Raw genomic sequence first — 18,820 nt, 5'->3', positions numbered from 1 at the left:
CAGGGCTGGGGAGGTCTCGCCACAGGCGAGGCTCTCTCCAGCCCTTTCGCGTGCGCAGAGCCGTCGGATGCGCCCACGGTGTGTGACTCCGAGCGGGCCGTAGCGACCGACCGGTGGCCGGGATGTGTGGGAATCGTGACAGGTGATCATGAAATCTGTGCTCATCGAGCAGGTACGGTATTGCGCGTGAGTCGAGTGCTACGGAAGTGTCTTGCTGTTCTCGTCCTCCCGGTGATCCTGCTCCTGAGCGGCTGCACCGAGAACGAGGAGCCCGAGGTTCCCGAGGTTCCCCGAGGGACGGAAGAGCCCACCGGCGACGCCGAAGCGACCGAGGCGAGCGACGCGACGCCCGAACCCACCTCGACGCTCGACGTCCCGTTCGAGTGCAGCGAGTTGATGACCGCGGGCCGGGTGGTTCAGATCCTGCAGACTTCCCTGGACGGCGAGACGCAACGCGTCTATAACGAAGACTTCCTGGAGGACTCGGGTCGTACCGGCCGCCTCACCTGTCGGTACGGGGCACCTGTGAGCGGTCGGACCGCGTCGCCGTCGCCGTCACCCGACGCAGAGCCGGAGAAGGCCGCTGTGGAGATCGCGGTCAGCTCGTATGTCGACGAGGAGACGGCGACCGGCCGGATCGACACCACGCTGGGTTCGACCTCGCGTGACGTCGAACCGCAGACGATCGGCGGCAAGGAAGGTTACCTGCTCACCGGCGACGGCGAGATCACCTTCATTCTGGCCGACGGCGTGCGGACCTATGTGATCGCGTTGCGGCGCGGGGTGGTGCCGGAGAAGGCCGAGGTGGTCGTCATGCTCGACCTCGCCGCGGAGATGCTGGGCCTCGATTCGCCCACACCAGAGTCATAACACGCGCCAGCCGTCGGCGATCGTTGCTCCCTGACGAGTTGTCAAGGGCCGTGCGGGATAGAGTCACAGGCATGTTGCGTGTGGGACTCACCGGGGGCATCGGCGCCGGGAAGTCGACTGTCGCGGGTCGGCTCGGCGAGCTGGGCGCGGTGGTGATCGACGCGGATGAGCTGGCGCGCGAGGTCGTGGCACCGGGTACGCCTGGCCTGGAGGCCGTCGTCAGCGAGTTCGGCGCCGGAGTTGTGGCGGCGGACGGCACCCTCGATCGGGCCGAGCTCGGCCGCCTCGTCTTCGGCAGCGACGAGCGGCGGGCCGCGCTGAACGGCATCATCCATCCGCTGGTGTATCGGCGCCGCTCCGAACTCGTCGCGCAAGCACCGGCGGAGGCGGTCGTCGTGGAGGACATCCCGCTGCTGGTGGAGAACGGACTGGCGTCGTCGTACCCGCTGGTGATCGTGGTGCACGCACCGGACGAGGAGCGGGTCCGCCGGCTGACCGGGCGGGGGATGGACGCCGACGACGCTCGCTCCCGCATCCGCGCGCAGGCCGACGACGACGCCCGGCGTGCGGCGGCGGACGTGTGGCTGGACAACAGTGGCCCGCCGCAGCGGCTGCTGGACTGCGTCGACGTCCTCTGGCACGGTCGGCTGGTGCCGTACGAGCGCAATCTCCGCGAGCGACGTGCGGCCTCCCGCGCACCGGTCCAGCACGATCCGCAGGTCACGGGGGTACCCGGGGTCCGGCCGGCGATCGTGCACGCGGACCCGACGTGGGAGTCGCAGGCCGGGCGGCTGATCGAACGGATCCGGCACGTGACCGGTCGACGGGCGCACCGGATCGACCACATCGGTTCCACCGCGGTACCGGGCCTGCCCGCCAAGGACGTCCTCGATGTGCAGGTCGTCGTGGCGGATCTGCCGACCGCCGGCTCGGTCGCGGACGAGTTGCACGAGGTCGGTTTCGTGCGGATGCCGGAGCGCTGGTACGACGTGCTCCGCGATGGATCCGAACGGGACAAGGCGATGGCCTGCAACGCGGATCCCGCACGCGCGGTGAATGTGCACGTGCGGCCGGAGGATTCGCCGGCATGGCGAGACGCGTTGCTGCTGCGCGACTGGCTGCGCGCCATGCCCGGCGAGGCTGCGGACTACGCCGGGCTGAAGCGCGAGTTGGCGGAGCATACATACGACTCCATCGAGGAGTACGCGGAGCTGAAGACGCCGTGGATCAACGCGGCGCTGGCTCGCGCCGACGCCTGGGCCGCCGGCCGACGGACCGGAGACTGAGCGCTGCCGGTGCTTGAGCACCGGGTGGAGCCTGAGCACCGGATGGAGCCTGAGCACCGGATGGAGCCTGAGTGCGGCTGGAACCGAGCATCCTGGTACGGCGCGTTCCGCGTCGTGCATACCAGGTGTGCGCGCGGGTGCATGGTGCGGTGGTTGCACGTTGGCAATCGTTTTCCGACGCCAAGTTCGCGTGAACTCAGCGCACCATGGACATGCGCTCGGCGCACCATGCAAGCGGACTCAGCCCACTTGGACAGACTCAGGCGCATGCAGATACTCAGGCGCATGCAGAGACTGAGCGCGCATGCAGAGACTCAGCGCACCATCTCGGGGTCCGGGCGCGCACCCAGAACCGGGCGCTCGGCTATCCGTGGCGGTACTGCCCGTCCGGCCGGAAGGAGCGGGCACGGTTCGGGCGTTCCCCAGACCTGATGCAGCGGCAGCACCCCGGCCCACTCGCGATGGCCGGCCACGTCGTCGTCCTCGTCGTTCGGTGGCCCGGACCTCAGCTTCACCGACGCCTCGCGCAGGGAGAGCGCGAGGACGTGCGTGGCGGCGAGCTCCTTGCGGTTCGGCTGCCGGGTGTGCTCCCACGAGCCCGGCACGATGTGTTCGGTGAGAACCCGCAGCCCGTGCAGCTTGACCGCCGGGTCGGTGACGGCGGTGGCCGTGCCGTGGACGACGGCGCTGGAGTAGTTCATCGAGTGGTGAAAGACCGAGCGGGCGTAGACGATCCCGTCCACGCGGGTCACGGCGACGCTGACCGGCGCGCCGGCGGTCGCCGCGGCCAAGCTGGCCGATCCGGTGGAGCCGTGCACGTACAGGGTGTCGCCGTCGCGCCCGTAGCCGGTGGGCAGGACCACCGGAGCACCGTCCAGCACGATACCCAGGTGGCAGATCAGGCACGAGTCGAGCAGATCGTACAGCTGGTGGCGGTCGGTCTGCGCGCGCTTGCGGCCGCGCCGAACGGTGCTGCGGGTCGTGGGGGAGAGCTGGTCGTCGATGGTCACGTCGTCCAGGATCGCCAAGCGAGTGGCATTCTTGAATGGCCAATTCGACGAAACTCTGAAAGGCCACTGATGTGATCGAGCTGCCGCTGATCGTGAACCGGGACTCGGCTGAGCCGTTGGCGCGCCAGCTGGCGGATCAACTGCGTGACGCTGCCGCCCGCGGGCTGGTCCGGGTCGGGGAGCGGCTGCCGTCGACCCGGGCGCTGGCGACGTCACTGCGGGTCAGCCGTACCGTGACGGCGGCGGCTTACGAGCAGCTGTATGCGGAAGGCTGGCTGGTCGCGCACCGCGGATCAGGTACCTTCCTGGCCACGAGACCGGCTGCGAGGCTGGCCGCGAGACAGGCCGCCGGGGTGGCGCGGCGCGGCGTGGTCGACCATCCGGCGTATCAGCCGGGGGATCACCCGGCGGGCACACCGGCGAACCGTACCGACGACCACGCCGACGACCCGGCCGACGACCCGTCCGGTCTTCGCGCCGATGTCCGCGCCGACGACCGAGCCGGCGTCCCGGGCGTGGTGGACCTGCGGCCCGGTTCGCCGTGGGCGGCCGGTGTCCGGCCGGAGGTGTGGCGCCGTGCGTGGCGGCGCGCCGGCGACGTCGAACCGGACGGACGGCCGCTGCGGACCGGCGTCCCGGCATATCGCGCCGCCGTAGAGGAGCACCTGTTGCGGCACCGCGGGCTGTCGGTGGACGGCGCGGCGGTAGTGGCCACCGGCGGCACCACCGCCGCGATCGCCGAGCTCGCGGCGGCCATGCTCGGGGCCGGGGAGACGGTCGCGATGGAGGAACCGGGGTACGCGCGGGCGGCGGCCGTGCTGAAAGCGGCCGGGTGCCGCGTCGTGCCGGTCCCGGTGGACGCCGACGGCGTGCTGGTGGACGCGATCCCGCCGGGCGTGCGGGCCGTCTACTGCACACCCGCGCACCAGTTTCCGCTGGGCGCACGGCTCCCGGCGTCGCGCCGCGTCGCGCTGGTGGAGTGGGCGCGGCAGCACGGGGCATGGATCATCGAGGACGACTACGACGGCGAGCTGCGCTACGACGTCGCCCCGTTGCCGCTGCTGGCGGCGATCGGCCCGGACGTGGTGATTCACGTGGGGAGCGCGAGCAAGATCCTGACGCCGTCGCTGGGCGTCGGCTGGATGGTGGCGCCGGACGAGGTGGCCCGGGCCGTCGTGGCGTACCGGGACTCGCGCGGTGTCCGACCGTCGCCGGCCGGGCAGCGTGTGCTGGCGGCGATGGCGGAACTCGGGGATCTCGCCCGGCATCTGCGACGGGTCCGGCGGGAGCTGGCCGCACGGTACGAGCTGGTGACCCGGACGCTCTCGGCCGCGGGCATCACCGTCGTCGGCGATCGCGCCGGTGCCCACGTGGTCGCGATCCTCGGCCCGGGCACGGACGAGGACAGGCTGGTCCGTGCGGCGTCGGATGCGGGCGTCTTGCTGGAGGGGATCGGCCGGTACTTCGTCGGGCGGCCGTCGTTCGCCGGGCTCGCGCTGGGATTCGCGGCGCCTGGTGATCAAGCCGAGTTGGATCAGGGCCTCCAGTTGGTCCTCGAGACACTTCACGCTTCCGCCGAGTTCGCTGAAGCGATGAAAGAATTTCCCATCTAGGGGTCGACGCACCCAAAGTTTGGAAATATATTCCGGGGACGACCGGAGATCGTTTCGTCAGATCGAAGGAGTTCAGATGTCCGCTGTCCCCCCGTCCACCCCTTCGGCCACCACGTTTCCCACCCTCTCGCGCCGTCGTGCGCTCGCGCTCGGTGGCGGCGCCCTGCTCGGGGCCGTCGTCGCCGGATCGGGTGTGCTGCCGGCACAGGCCCGTACGGCCAGCGCGCTCGACCGGGCATTCGATCAGGCCGCGTCGCGCCACGGCGTTCCGCGGGACCTGCTCGTCGCGGTCGGCTACGCGGAGACGCGACTGACCAGCCACGACGGTCCGAGCCAGTCCAAGGGTTACGGCCTGATGCACCTGGTCGACAACTCTTTTCACCACACGCTCGTCGAGGCGGCCGAGCTGACCAAGCACTCGCCGCGGAAACTGCGGACCAACGAGGCCGCGAACATCGACGGTGCGGCCGCCGTGCTGCGCGCGTACGCGGACGACGCCGGGCTGTCCGCCGGCACCCGCAAGGACCTCGGCGCCTGGTACCCGATCGTGGCCCGCTACTCCGGCGCCGGCGACTCCTACGTGGCCGGACTCTATGCCGACGGCGTGTACGAGGCGCTCTGGAACGGCGTCAACGCGTCCGGCGTGGCCCTGGACGCCAATCCGGTGGAGCCGGACCGCTCCGTCGCGACGCGGGACGTCGGCGTCATGACCGACGACTATCCGCCGGCGCTCTGGGTCGCCGCGCATTCCAGCAACTACACCTCGTCCAACCGGCCGAGCAGTTATCCGATCAACTACGTCGTCATCCACATGATGCAGGGCACCTACGCCGGTTCCATCTCGTGGTTCCAGAACCCGTCGGCGAACGTCTCCGCGCATTACTGCATCCGCTCGTCCGACGGGCAGGTGACGCAGATGGTGCGGCACAAGGACTACGCCTGGCACGCCGGCAACTCGAGCATCAACCGGCAGTCGATCGGGATCGAGCACGAGGGCTACTTCGATCAGGCCTCGTGGTACACGGAGGCGATGTACCGTTCCTCTGCGGCGTTGACCCGGCACGTCTGCGACACGTACGGGATCCCGAAGACGCGGCAGCGCATCATCGGCCACAACGAGGCGTCCTCCACGCCGTGCCCCGGACAGATCTGGGACTGGACGCGGTACATGGGGTACGTCACCGAGGACACCGGCGGCGGTGACCCGGTGTGGGACGTCGTCGTCGATGCGCCGTCGAGTGACGTGACGGCCGGCTCGAGCTGGGAGCAGTCGTCGTGGTCCGGCCAGAAGTACGGTGACGCGTACCTGTTCAACACGCCGGAGCCGATCTCCGATCCGGTCTGGTACCGCGCCGACCTGCCCGAGTCCGGAACGTACCGGGTGGAGGTCTGGTATCCGTCCGACACGGGCTACAACGACTCCACGCCGTACGTCGTCGTGACGTCCAGTGGAAACCAGACCGTGCGGGTCAACCAGCGGGCCGGCGGTGGCGGGTGGCGGGCCATCGGCACGTTCACCATGTCCGGGGGCGCCCGCGACGTCGTCGGCGTCAGCCGCTGGACGTCCGGCTCCGGCTACCTCATCGCCGACGCCGTCCGCCTCTCCCTCCTCAAGTAACCCTGACCCGACCCTAAATGATCATGTGAAGTAGGTTTCTACGTGCACTACCATGCCTGCAGACATGGTACGGCGCGAGAAAACCCACTTCACATGATCATTTGGAGGGGGCGTGTGGGTGGCGGCGGCGGTGACGTTGTCGGTGGGACGACATACCGTTGGTGGTATGCGTCCTACCACCGAGATCGTCCGTCGCGAAGCACCGTTCAAGGTCGTCAGCGAGTGGGAGCCGTCGGGCGACCAGCCGCAGGCGATCGACGAGCTTGAGCAGCGGATCCGCGCGGGTGAGAAGGACGTGGTCCTGCTCGGCGCCACAGGCACCGGAAAGAGCGCCACCACGGCCTGGCTGATCGAGCGTGTGCAACGACCGACGCTTGTGCTGGCGCCGAACAAGACGCTGGCCGCCCAGCTGGCGAACGAGTTCCGCGACCTGCTGCCGCACAACGCCGTCGAGTACTTCGTCTCGTACTACGACTACTACCAGCCCGAGGCGTACGTCCCGCAGACCGACACCTACATCGAGAAGGACTCGTCGATCAACGACGAGGTCGAGCGGTTGCGGCACTCGGCGACGGGCGCGCTCATGACACGGCGCGACGTGGTGGTGGTCGCCACGGTGTCCTGCATCTATGGCCTGGGTAACCCGCAGGAGTACGCCGATCGGATGGTGTGGCTACGGGTCGGCGAGGAACGCGACCGGGAGGCGCTGCTCCGCCGGCTGGTGGAGATCCAGTACACCCGCAATGACCAGAACTTCACCCGTGGGACGTTCCGGGTCCGCGGCGACACGCTGGAGATCATCCCGCAGTATGGCGAGCTCGCCGTCCGGGTGGAGTTCTTCGGCGACGAGATCGAGCGGATCACCACGCTCCATCCGCTGACCGGCGAGGTCATCAGCGACGAGGACCTGATGTACGTGTTCCCGGCGTCGCACTACGTGGCCGCTCCGGAGACCCAGGAGCGCGCCCTGCAAGGCATCGAGGCGGAACTGGCCGAGCGGCTGGCCGAACTGGAGAAGCAGAACAAGCTTCTGGAGGCGCAGCGGCTGCGGATGCGCACGACGTACGACCTCGAGATGATCCGCGAGGTCGGCTTCACTTCCGGTATCGAGAACTACTCGAGGCACTTCGACGGGCGTGAACCAGGATCGCCGCCGAACTGCCTCCTCGACTATTTCCCTGAGGACTTCCTACTGGTGATCGACGAGTCACACGTCACGGTGCCGCAGATCGGCGGGATGTACGAAGGCGACATGAGCCGGAAACGGACGCTCGTCGAGCATGGCTTCCGGCTCCCGAGCGCGATGGACAACCGCCCGCTGAAGTGGGACGAGTTCCTGGACCGGATCGGGCAGACGGTGTACCTGTCGGCCACGCCCGGTCCGTACGAACTGGACAAGGGCAAGGGCGTCACCGAGCAGATCATCCGTCCGACCGGTCTGGTCGACCCGGAGGTCGTGGTGAAACCGACCAAGGGACAGATCGACGATCTCATGCACGAGATCAACCGGCGCGCGGAGAAGAACGAACGGGTATTGGTGACCACCCTGACCAAGAAGATGGCCGAGGACCTCACCGACTACCTGATGGAGAACGGGGTCCGCGTCCGCTACCTGCACAGCGAGGTGGACACGCTGCGCCGGGTCGAGCTGTTGCGCGAGCTGCGGATGGGGGAGTACGACGTCCTGGTCGGCATCAACCTGCTCCGTGAGGGCCTGGACCTACCCGAGGTCTCCCTGGTCAGCATCCTCGACGCGGACAAGGAAGGTTTCCTCCGTTCGGGAACGTCGTTGATCCAGACCATCGGGCGTGCCGCACGGAACGTCTCCGGCCAGGTGCACATGTACGCGGACACCATGACCCCGTCGATGCAGAACGCGATCGACGAGACCAACCGTCGGCGGCAGAAGCAGATCGCGTACAACACCGAACGCGGGATCGACCCGACGCCACTGCGGAAGCGGATCGGCGACATCACCGAGATGCTCGCCCGCGAAGACGCGGACACCGATGAGCTGATCCAGGGCTCGGGCCGCACGGCCAGCCGGGGCAAGGCGCCGGTGCCGGGGATGCACAGCGTCTCGGACGTCGGCCGACATGCGGCGGATCTGGCGGGCATGCCGAGCAGCGATCTCGCGGAGCTGATCCAGCAGTTGTCCGAGCAGATGCACAACGCGGCGGCCGAGCTTCAGTTCGAGCTGGCGGCGCGGCTGCGGGACGAGATCGCCGAGCTGAAGCGGGAACTGCGCGGTATGCACGAGGCCGGGGTGAAATGACGGCGTCGGACGTCCCGGCGTCGGACGCCCCGCCGTTGCACGTCCCAGCGTCGGACGCGCCGACGTTGCACGTCCCGGCGCCGAATGCTGGACATCGTTCTCAGTTGCCACCAGCCGTGTGAAATACTCGGCGGGAGACGTGGAGGGGAGTAATCCCTACGCGGAGGCGTCGTCATCTCGGATGAGTCCCACAGCGGACACACCCGGTGCCTCCGGTCCGGCCACCGCCGGGCGGAAGAGACCTCCGGAAAGCGCCCGGCGCACGCCGCGCGTATCAGCTGACCGGAGAGGAACTCTACGTTCGTGCTTGACCTGCCTGTGTGGTTCGAGGTTGGAACCTTCGTCGTCCTGACCGCCCTCCTGATCGCCGATCTGCTCATCGTCACCCGTCGCCCGCACGCGCCGTCGATGAAGGAGGCCGCCGGGTGGGTGTCCTTCTACGTCGGACTCGCCATCGTGTTCGGCGTGTGCTTGGCCGTCGTCAGCGGTGGGCAGGCGTCGGGCGAATTCTTCACGGGCTGGCTCACCGAGTACAGCCTGAGCGTCGACAACCTGTTCATCTTCGTCATCATCATGAGCCAGTTCAAGGTGCCCCGGCAGTACCAGCAGTCGGTGCTGATGTTCGGCATCCTGGTGGCCATCGTGATGCGCGGCATCTTCATTCTGCTCGGTGCGCTGGCGATCAACCAGTTCGCCTGGGTCTTCTACATCTTCGGCCTCTTCCTCGTCTACACCGCGGTCAAGCTGGCTCAACAGCAGGTCACTCACGAGGAGCACGAGGAGAGCTACGACAACGCGCTGATCCGCCGGCTGAGCACGCGGGTGCCGTTGAGCCAGGAGTACGACGGCATCAAGCTGCGGACGCGCGTGGACGGTCGGCGGCTGTTCACGCCGATGCTGATCGTGTTCTTGGCGATCGCGTCGGCTGACCTGCTCTTCGCCGTCGACTCGATTCCGGCCATCTTCGGGATCACGCAGGAGATGTTCCTTGTCTTCACCGCGAACGTCTTCGCGCTGATGGGTCTGCGCCAGCTCTACTTCCTGATCGGAGGTCTGCTCGAGCGCTTGGTGTACCTCTCGGCCGGCCTGTCCGTGATCCTCGCCTTCATCGGCGTGAAGCTCGTATTGCACGCGCTGCACGAGAACAACCTGCCATTCATCAACGGCGGCGAGCCGCTGCACGACGTCCCGGAGGTGTCGATCGCGCTCTCGCTCGCGGTGATCGTGGGGACGTTGCTCATCACCACGGTGGCGAGCCTGCTCAAGACACGCCGGGACGGTCGCCGTCAGATCGACAAGGTGGAGGTCGCCGCCGGGTCGGGGCACGACGGGGAACGGCCCTGACCGAGCCCTGTGCGCGGCTGGGCCAAGTCTGGGCGCGATCCGTGCTCGGACCCGGATGCCGCATCAGGTTTCGCCGCGCCGGCATCGCGGTGTGGCAATATCGTTGAACCATGCGCGATGGTGAAGTGTGGCAGGAATGACACAGGGTTGGGGGGCCTCGATGCGTCGGGGTACCAATCTTCCGCGGGTGGGAGACTTCAATCAGGCGGTCATCCTGGACACCATCAGGAGGTCGGACGACGGCTTGAGCCGGGTAGAGCTGGTCAGTGCGACGGGGCTGTCCGCCCAGACGGTGACGAACATCTGCCGCAGGCTGCTTGACCTGGGCCTGATCGCGGAGGCCGGCAAGCAGAGCTCGGGTCCGGGCAAACCTCGGACCATACTCCGGCTCGAGCCGTCCGGCCGCTACGCGGTCGGGGTACATCTGGATCCGGCCGTGATGACCTTCGTCGTGCTCGATCTCGCCGGCCAGGTCGTGGTGCGCAGCCAACAGCCGACCCCACCGGTCACCGACCCGGACAAGATCGTCGTCGGCATGGCCGAGGCGATCGGTGCGCTGATCGATCAATCCGGACTGGCGCGCGAGCGGATTCTCGGCATCGGGATCGCCTCACCGGGGCCGATCGACTCGCAGCGCGGTGAGGTGGTGGATCCGCCGCACCTCGTGGGCTGGCGCAACGTACCGTTGCGCGCGGCGCTGTCCGAGGCGACCGGGTTGCCCGTTCTGATCGATAAGGATGTGACGGCGGCCGTGGTGGCGGAGATGTGGGCGGGCGGCCCGACCGGAGCCGGCAGCTTCGTCTTCTTTTACCTGGGTACGGGTGTCGGAGCGGGCATGGCGGTGCGGGACAGCGTCGTTCGCGGCAGGTCGGACAACGCCGGCGAGATCGGCCACTTCGTCGTGGATCCGGACGGACCGATGTGCGCATGCGGCCTGCGCGGATGCATCGGCGCGTCGTGCGAGCCGATGGCGCTGGTCAGAGAGGCCGTGGGGCTCGGTGTGCTGGAGTCCGTCCCCACCGATAACGACGCTCGGGCGGTTGATCGCTGGTTCACGGTGCTGTGCGAGTGCGCGGATTCCGGCGACGAGCGGGCGGAACAGGTGCTCGACCGCTCCGCTGTCCGGGTGGCGAAGGCCGTCTCCGACATCGTGAACCTGCTCGATCTGGAGCGGGTGGTGTTCGGCGGACCGTTCTGGAGCCGGCTGCGGGACCGGTATCTGCGGGTGATCCCGCCCGTGCTGGACGCGGCGACGACGGTCCGCAACGTGCACGGGGTGGACGTGGTCGGTACCAATGTGGGCGAGGACGTCGGCGCCGTCGGTGCCGCGTGTCTCGTGCTGGATCACAGCTTCTCGCCGCGGCCGTCGTCGCTGTTGATCGCCGGGTAGGCGGGTCCGCGCGTCGGGCCGACGGCGGCACCGGGTGTGCCGGCCGAGACGGGGTTCACGGCTCTGTGCATATAGCCGCGCCGCGTCGACGGGGTGGACGCGGCCGGGTACCTCTTGACAAGGGTTTATCCACTTGATTTATTTACTCCACCTGGAGTCGGCTCGACGGTCAAGGCGATGGACGACGACGTGGTGGCGCGGACAGGCGCAATGAATCGGTGCCAATCGTGCTGGCGCCGAACGTGCGCGACGTCTGTGCCACGTGCGATGGGCGCGGACGTGACCCGCGTCGCACGCGGTGTCCGCCGCTTTCCGGATCGGGGCGGCGGACGAGACGTGGACCAAAGGAGTATCCATGCGTCTGAGAGCGGGCTTGGCCGCAAGTATCGCGGCGTCGATGGTGATCATGGCAGGGTGTGGCTCCGACTCCGGCGAGGCGGAGGGCGGCGGCAGCGACACTTTGCGTGTCGTGTATCAGAAGTTCGGTAACTTCACCCAGGCGGACGAGCACTTCACACAGGTGAAGCAGGACTTCGAGGCCGAGCACGACGGCATCACCGTGGAGCTGGTGCCGATCGAGGCGTCTCAGAACGACTATTTCACCAAGCTGGCGCTCATGCACGGCTCCGAGTCCACCGCGCCGGACGTGATGTACGAGGACACGTTCATGATCAAGTCCGACGTCGATGCCGGCTACCTGCTGCCGCTCGACGACTACCTCGCCGAGTGGGAGGACTGGGACCAGTTCTACGACAACGCCAAGAACGCCGGTCTCGGCGACGACGGCAGCACCTACGGCGTCCCGATGGGCACCGACACCCGTGCCCTCTGGTACAACACCGAGCTGTTCGAGCAGGCCGGCATCCCCGTCCCGTGGGAGCCGACGAGCTGGGACGACGTGCTGGAGACCGCGCGGACGCTGAAGCAGGAGCTGCCCGACGTCATCCCGCTGAACGTCTACTCCGGCAAGGCGATGGGCGAGGCGTCGTCGATGCAGGGCTTCGAGATGCTGCTGTACGGCACCGAAGACCGGCTCTACGACGAGGAGTCGCAGAAGTGGGTGGTCGGATCGCAGGGATTCATCGATTCGCTGGAGTTCATCCGGACCATCTACGACGAGGGGCTCGCCCCGACGCCGCAGCAGGCACTGGACCCGAACCTGGGCGCCACGGTCACGAGCCAGTGGCTGCCGAACGGCGAACTCGCCATCGCCCTCGACGGGTCGTGGCAGGCGGGCAACTGGCTGGAGTCCGGCGAGGCGCCGTGGCCGGGATGGAACGACGTGATGGCGAACGCAGCGATGCCCACGCAGAACGGACAGGACCCGGGCGCGGTGAGCATGTCCGGCGGGTGGACGCTGGCCGTCGGCGCCGGGTCGAAGGCGCCGGATCTGGCTTTCGAGTTCATCACCATGGCGCTGAACAAGGAGAACTCGCTCAGCTACGACGTCGAGGCCAGCCAGATCGCCGTCCGCCAGGACGTGGCCGAGGACCCGGAGTACACCGAGGCGAACCCGTCGTTCGAGTTCTTCTCCGAGATCGTCGAGTTCACCCACTTCCGCCCGGCGACGTCGGACTACCCGCAGATCTCCAACGAGATCCAGGTGGCCATGGAGTCGGTGATGACCGGCCAGCAGTCGCCCGAGGAGGCCGCCGCCGCGTACGACAGCGCGGTGGAACGCATCGTCGGCCCCGACGGCGTCGTCTCCGCCGGCTGAGCGCGCCCATCGCATGACGACGACGCTCGACACCGGACCGGACGTCAGCCGGAGCGCCGCTCCGCGATCCGATCGTGCACGGAGAGCCGGCCGCACCGCCGGCCGGCTGCTCCCGATGGGACCCGCACTTGTTCTGCTGGCGATCTTCATGGCCGGCCCGGTGGTGTGGTCCTTCTACGGCTCGTTCACCGACGCCGCGCTGACCGGGGCCGCCGCGCAGAACACCTCGTGGGTCGGACTGGACAACTACACCGGTCTGTTCGCCGACCCGAACTTCCCCAAGTCGGTCTGGCTGACCGTCATCTTCGTCCTGACCTCGGCGATCATCGGCCAGAACGTGCTGGGGCTGACGCTGGCGATGCTGATGCGGCAGGCGACGGGGGTGGTACGTGCCGCGGTCGGGACGCTGGTGGTGACCGCCTGGGTACTGCCGGAGATCGTGGCCGCTTTCGCCGCGTACGCGTTCTTCCACGCCGACGGCACGCTCAACGCGCTTCTGGGCGCGGTGGGGCTGGGCGAATCGAACTGGCTCTACGACTTCCCGATGCTGGCGGTCATCATCGCGAACGTCTGGCGGGGCGCGGCGTTCTCCATGATGGTGTACGCGGCCGCGCTGGCCAACCTGCCGCCGGACGTGACGGAGGCGGCCACGGTGGACGGCGCCAGCGGGCCGAAGCGGCTGCTGTACGTGACGCTGCCGATGATCCGGCGCAGCATCTCCACCAACTTCATGCTGACGACGCTGATGACGTTGCAGGTGTTCACGCTGATCTACGTGATGACCGCGGGCGGCCCTGGCACGGACAGCTCGACGTTGCCGCTGCTGGCCTACCAGGAGGCGTTCAGCTTCGGCCGGATCGGCTACGGTACCGCGATCGCCACCATCATGCTGCTGATCGGGGCGGTGTTCTCGGTGGTCTACATCCGGATGCTACGACCGGAGGTGGACTGACATGGCGGTATCCACTCGCCCGGCCGCCCGTCCGCTGTCGGTGGCCGCGCCGCGCCGGTTGTCGGTGCGCGCCATCTCCAACACGATTCTCCTCGTCATCGGGTTGTGCTTTCTGCTGCCGCTGGGGTGGCTGGTGCTGGCGTCGATCGACGAGTCGGCGTCGCTGGTGGTCAGCGTGCCGGGAAGCGTGTCGGCGGCGAACTTCGACGCCGTGCTCAGTGCCGATCAGACCTTCCGGCCACTGTGGAACAGTTTCGTGCTCTCCGCCGGCTGCGCGCTGATCACCGTGGTGGCCGCGGTGCTGGCCGCGTACCCGCTGTCGCGGTACCGGATGCGGTTCAACAAGCCGTTCATGTACGGGGTGTTGTTCGGCACGGGGCTGCCGATCACCGCCATGATGGTGCCGGTCTACGCGCTGTTCGTCCGGCTCAACCTGCTCGATTCGCTTCCGGGTGCGATCTTCTTCCTGGCGGCGACGTCGCTACCGATGGCGATCTGGATGATGAAGAACTTCATGGATTCGGTCCCGGTCAGCCTTGAGGAGGCCGCGTGGGTGGACGGGGCGTCGGCGATGCGGGCGTTGCGCACCGTCGTCGTGCCGTTGATGCGTCCGGGTATCGCGGTGGTGTTCATCTTCGTGTTCATCCAGGCGTGGGGGAACTTCTTCGTCCCGTTCGTGCTGCTGCTGAGCCCGGAGAAGCAGCCGGCGGCGGTCAGCATCTTCACGTTCTTCGGCCAGTACGGGTCCGTCGCGTACGGGCAGCTGGCCGCGTTCTCGCTGCTGTACTCGCTGCCGGTGCTGGTGCTGTACGTGCTGGTGTCCCGAGTATTGGGCGGATCGTTCACCATGGCCGGCGCCGTCAAAGGCTGACCCGTATCGCCCAGAGATCACCGATTCCTCGTCCAGGCCGTCTCCGGTCTGGGGGTTGATGGTCATGGGCGCAGAGAAGGAGTTCGTGTATGCATGACAACTCGCGCTTGGTGGAGGCCCGGCTGGACCGGTTCGTCCGGGAGCGGATCCGGCCGGCCGTCTACCGCCGGACGTCGCCGCTGGCGGTGCAGGCGTGGGCCGTGCCCGGAGAGCCGGTACCGTTCGAGAAGGCCGTCACCCAGCCGTTCGAGCCGGCCGCGATCGGACAGCGCTGGGGCCGGCCGTGGGAGACGGTGTGGTTCCGTCTGGCCGGAAGGGTGCCGGACGGCTGGGGTGGCGACGCCGACGGCGCGCGGGTCGAACTGCTGCTCGATCTCGGGTTCAGTGAGACGCAACCGGGGTTCCAAGCCGAGGCGACGGTCTACGCGCCCGACGGTGGCGTCATCAAGGCCGTCGAACCGCGCAACCGGTACGTGCCGCTGGCCGACGCCGCGCCGGGAGCGGAGATCGACGTGTACGTGGAGGCGGCGGCGAACCCCGACGTCGCCGACGGGTTTTCCTTTCGGCCGACGCCGCTGGGTGATCCGGAGACCGCCGGCGACGAGACGCTGTACCGGCTGCGGCAGCTGGATGTGGCCGAGCTGGATGTGCAGGTGTGGGAGCTCGAGCGGGACGTGTGGACACTGGCCGGCTTGATGCGAGAATTGCCGGCCGACCTTCCGCGACGAGCGGAGATCCTGCGCGCGCTGGAGGAAATGATGCGCGCCGTCGATCCGGACGACGTGGCCGGCACGGCGGCGGACGGGCGCGCAGCCCTGCGCGACGTGCTGGCGCAGCCGGCCTACGCCAGTGCGCACCGGGTCGTGGCGGTCGGGCATGCGCACATCGACTCGGCCTGGTTGTGGCCGGTCCGCGAGACGGTGCGCAAATGTGCGCGGACCTTCTCGAACGTGCTCACCCTGATGGACGAGGAGCCCGGGCTGGTGTTCGCGGCGTCGTCGGCGCAGCAGTACGCGTGGATACGGGATCACTACCCGCAATTGTTCGAACGGATCCGTGCCCGGGTGCGGGAGGGCCGGTTCGTTCCGGTCGGCGGCATGTGGGTGGAGTCGGACACCAACATGCCTGGCGGCGAGGCGATGGCGCGGCAGTTCGTCGCCGGCAAGCGGTTCTTCGCCGAGGAGTTCGGAGTGGAACCGCAAGAGGTCTGGCTGCCGGACTCGTTCGGGTATTCGGCGGCGATGCCGCAGATTGTGCGCGCCGCCGGCAGCCGGTGGTTCCTGACCCAGAAGATCTCCTGGAACGAGACCAACACGATGCCGCACCACACGTTCCTGTGGGAGGGCATCGACGGCACCCGGCTGTTCACCCATTTCCCACCGGTGGACACGTACAACTCGGAGCTGAGCGCTGCGGAGCTGGCCCGCGCGCAGCGGCAGTTCGCGGAGAAGGGGCGGGCTCGCACGTCGCTGGTTCCGTTCGGGTACGGCGACGGCGGTGGTGGACCGACCCGGGAGATGCTGGCCGCCGCGGCGCGGCTGAGGTCACTGGAAGGTTCGCCGACGGTCGAGCTGGCCGGCCCGGCCGACTTCTTCTCCGCCACCGAAGCCGAGTACGCCGACCCGCCGGTGTGGTCGGGCGAGTTGTATCTGGAGTTTCACCGCGGCACCTACACCTCGCAGGCGCGGACCAAACGTGGCAACCGGCGCAGCGAGCATCTGTTGCGGGAAGCTGAACTCTGGGCGACGACGGCGGCCGTCCGGCAGGGTCGCGAGTACCCGTACGACGAGCTGGAGCGGCTCTGGCAGCTGGTGCTGTTGCAACAGTTCCACGACATCCTGCCCGGTTCGTCGATCGCCTGGGTGCACCGCGAGGCCGAACGGAACTACGCGCAGGTGGGCGCCGACGTGGAGGAGTTGATCGACGCGTCGCTGCGGGCGCTGGCGGACGACGGCGACGACCGGATCATGTTCAACGCGGGCCCGTTCCCGGCCGGCGGGGCGCCCGCGCTCGGTGCCGGCCGCAGCCCTCGCGTCCCTGCCGACGGCGACGGCATGGGCGCTGCGAGTACCACCAGCAGCGCTATTGGTGCCACCAGCGCCACCGGTGGTGTCGAGGACGTCGTGGCGTCGACGGCCGTCTCCGGGTCGGACTTCGTGTTGGAGAACGCCGCGGTGCGGGTCGTCGTCGACGAGCGTGGGCTGATCACGTCGGTGCGTGACCTTGCCGCCGGGCGCGAGGTGATCCCATCGGGCACGCCGGCGAATATGCTGCAGCTCTTCCGCGACACGCCGACGCAGTGGGACGCGTGGGACGTCGACCAGCTGGACCGGCACGCCGCGACCGCGCTGGTCGATGCCGACGAGGTGGATGTGGTGGAGCTGGACGGCGGCAGGCGTGGCGTGCGCGTGCGGCGGACCTTCGCCTCGTCGTCGGTGACGCAGGTGATCACCCTCGACGGCGACGAACCGACCGTGGACATCGAGACGACGATCGACTGGCACGAGCGGCAGAAGTTGCTGAAGCTGGCGTTCCCGCTGGATGTGCATGCGGACCGCTCGGCGTCGGAGACCCAGTTCGGTCACGTCTTCCGGCCGACGCACGCGAACACCTCCTGGGATGCGGCCAAGTTCGAGATCTGCGCACACCGGTGGGTGCACGTCGGCGAGTCCGGCTACGGCGTGGCGGTGGCGAACGACTCGACGTACGGGCACGACGTCGCCCGGACGACACGGCGCGACGACGACGGCGGCGACGGTGGCACGACGACGACGGTGCGGCTGTCGCTGCTGCGTGCGCCGCTGTTCCCAGACCCGGACGCGGACCAGGGGGAGCACGTCCTGCGATGCTCGCTGCGGGTGGGTGCCTCGATCGGCGACGCCGTGCGCGAGGGCTACCGGCTGAACCTGCCGGTGCGCGAGGTCCGGGGGAGCGGTGCGGTCGAGCCGCTGATCACTGTGGACAATCCGGCGGTGGTGGTGGAGGCGGTCAAGCTGGCCGAGGACCGGTCCGGCGACGTCGTCGTGCGGCTGTACGAGTCACTCGGCGGACGCGCGACAGCACGCGTCACCCCGTCCTTCGATGCGTGGCGGGCGTACCGCACCGACCTCCTCGAGCGCCCGCTGGGCCGGTCAGGTAGCGACGAGGCCCGTTCAACGCGCGACGATGGCAGCATCGATCTGGAGATGCGACCGTTCCAGATCGTGACTGTCCGATTCGCACGTTCTTGACCGTGCCTGCGGGGTCGGCATGGGTTGTCCTGTGGGGCGGGCCGAGGCAACACGGCACATCACACGACGACGGTCGGAGTGACGTGGGCATGTGGCGGACCGGACGACCGCGGCGCCATACGCCACCTTTGGCCCAGCACCATGCGATCGCGTCCGGGAGACAGAGAAGAAACTCTTCGTGAGCTCTCAGGTGCACATACTCGGGTGGCCGAGAGGTGCATAGGGCTTTTGTCGCCTGGTACAGGACTTGTCGATCGAGCTTGGCTATTGACTCGTCACACTCGATGGCAACGCGGTCGACACCGGACGCAGTCGACAACGGACGCGGCCAGCCCTGGGACCATGGCTCGGAGGCACTCGTCGCGTGCGTCTCGTCCGCCGCTGCTCGCATAGATGCGGCCGGCAGGTCTCAGATCCCGGACGGTACTGATGATCTTCGGCGGCGCGGTGCCCTCGTCATTGAAGTGGAGCCGTCGTTGGTTGCTCAAGAGCAGTGCCCTCATGGCCTTGCGTGCATCGGCAAGGGCAGATGCGTGGACAATGACCGCCTTGCCAGTCTGAAGGTCCAGCGCCTCGGCAAGCTGTCCGGCGTAGTGTCGGTGAGCAGGCTACGCGGAGGGCTACGCGGCTCCGTGGCCTTGTTC

General features: G+C 68.3%; 12 protein-coding genes. 11 read left to right on the top strand and 1 reads right to left on the bottom strand.

All coding sequences use genetic code 11. The features are described from left to right. Positions 1 to 186: 186 nt before the first annotated feature. Positions 187 to 870 (top strand): hypothetical protein, encoded by a 684-nt coding sequence (locus tag G1H10_RS18700; RefSeq protein WP_163740561.1) that lies wholly within the window; start codon positions 187 to 189, stop codon positions 868 to 870. Positions 871 to 941: 71 nt separating this feature from the next. Next, on the top strand, positions 942 to 2,156 hold the full coding sequence (coaE, locus tag G1H10_RS18695; RefSeq protein WP_163740560.1) for a dephospho-CoA kinase: 1,215 nt from the start codon (positions 942 to 944) through the stop codon (positions 2,154 to 2,156). A 314-nt stretch (positions 2,157 to 2,470) separates the two neighbouring features. Here coaE and G1H10_RS18690 read toward each other — a convergent pair whose 3' ends face one another. After that, complete coding sequence (locus G1H10_RS18690) at positions 2,471 to 3,166, bottom strand: pyridoxamine 5'-phosphate oxidase family protein (RefSeq protein ID WP_216853414.1); 696 nt, start codon at positions 3,164 to 3,166, stop codon at positions 2,471 to 2,473. 71 nt (positions 3,167 to 3,237) lie between these two features. On the opposite strand from G1H10_RS18690, the gene pdxR reads away from it, so the two are divergent. The 9 genes from pdxR (at position 3,238) to G1H10_RS18645 (ending at position 18,176) form a co-directional block, all read left to right on the top strand. Continuing rightward, the gene (gene pdxR / locus G1H10_RS18685) at positions 3,238 to 4,779 is read left to right on the top strand and encodes a MocR-like pyridoxine biosynthesis transcription factor PdxR (RefSeq protein WP_163740558.1); all 1,542 of its coding nucleotides are present in this window, start codon (positions 3,238 to 3,240) and stop codon (positions 4,777 to 4,779) included. A gap of 76 nt (positions 4,780 to 4,855) precedes the next feature. Next, the gene (locus G1H10_RS18680) at positions 4,856 to 6,397 is read left to right on the top strand and encodes a golvesin C-terminal-like domain-containing protein (protein ID WP_163740556.1); all 1,542 of its coding nucleotides are present in this window, start codon (positions 4,856 to 4,858) and stop codon (positions 6,395 to 6,397) included. 166 nt (positions 6,398 to 6,563) lie between these two features. Next, the gene (gene uvrB / locus G1H10_RS18675; protein WP_163740554.1) at positions 6,564 to 8,672 is read left to right on the top strand and encodes an excinuclease ABC subunit UvrB; all 2,109 of its coding nucleotides are present in this window, start codon (positions 6,564 to 6,566) and stop codon (positions 8,670 to 8,672) included. A gap of 303 nt (positions 8,673 to 8,975) precedes the next feature. Further along, positions 8,976 to 10,016, top strand: a complete 1,041-nt coding sequence (locus tag G1H10_RS18670) for a TerC family protein (RefSeq protein ID WP_163740552.1) — start codon at positions 8,976 to 8,978, stop codon at positions 10,014 to 10,016. A gap of 136 nt (positions 10,017 to 10,152) precedes the next feature. Then, positions 10,153 to 11,406 (top strand): ROK family transcriptional regulator, encoded by a 1,254-nt coding sequence (locus G1H10_RS18665; protein WP_163740550.1) that lies wholly within the window; start codon positions 10,153 to 10,155, stop codon positions 11,404 to 11,406. 355 nt (positions 11,407 to 11,761) lie between these two features. Beyond that, entirely contained in the window at positions 11,762 to 13,123 is a 1,362-nt protein-coding gene (locus G1H10_RS18660; protein ID WP_163740547.1) for an ABC transporter substrate-binding protein, read from the top strand. Between the two features lie 13 nt (positions 13,124 to 13,136). Further along, positions 13,137 to 14,075: a carbohydrate ABC transporter permease gene (locus tag G1H10_RS18655; protein ID WP_163740546.1), complete on the top strand. Its 939-nt coding sequence runs from the start codon at positions 13,137 to 13,139 to the stop codon at positions 14,073 to 14,075. A 1-nt stretch (position 14,076) separates the two neighbouring features. Further along, complete coding sequence (locus G1H10_RS18650) at positions 14,077 to 14,946, top strand: carbohydrate ABC transporter permease (protein WP_163740544.1); 870 nt, start codon at positions 14,077 to 14,079, stop codon at positions 14,944 to 14,946. Positions 14,947 to 15,035: 89 nt separating this feature from the next. Next, a complete protein-coding gene (locus G1H10_RS18645) occupies positions 15,036 to 18,176 on the top strand; it encodes an alpha-mannosidase (protein WP_163740543.1) in 3,141 nt (1,046 codons plus the stop codon). Positions 18,177 to 18,820 lie beyond the last annotated feature (644 nt).

Source organism: Phytoactinopolyspora halotolerans, assembly GCF_010550675.1.
Lineage (GTDB): Bacteria > Actinomycetota > Actinomycetes > Jiangellales > Jiangellaceae > Phytoactinopolyspora > Phytoactinopolyspora halotolerans.
The sequence above is the reverse complement of the archived record's forward strand: the minus strand, read 5'-3'. Positions and strand labels throughout refer to the sequence as shown.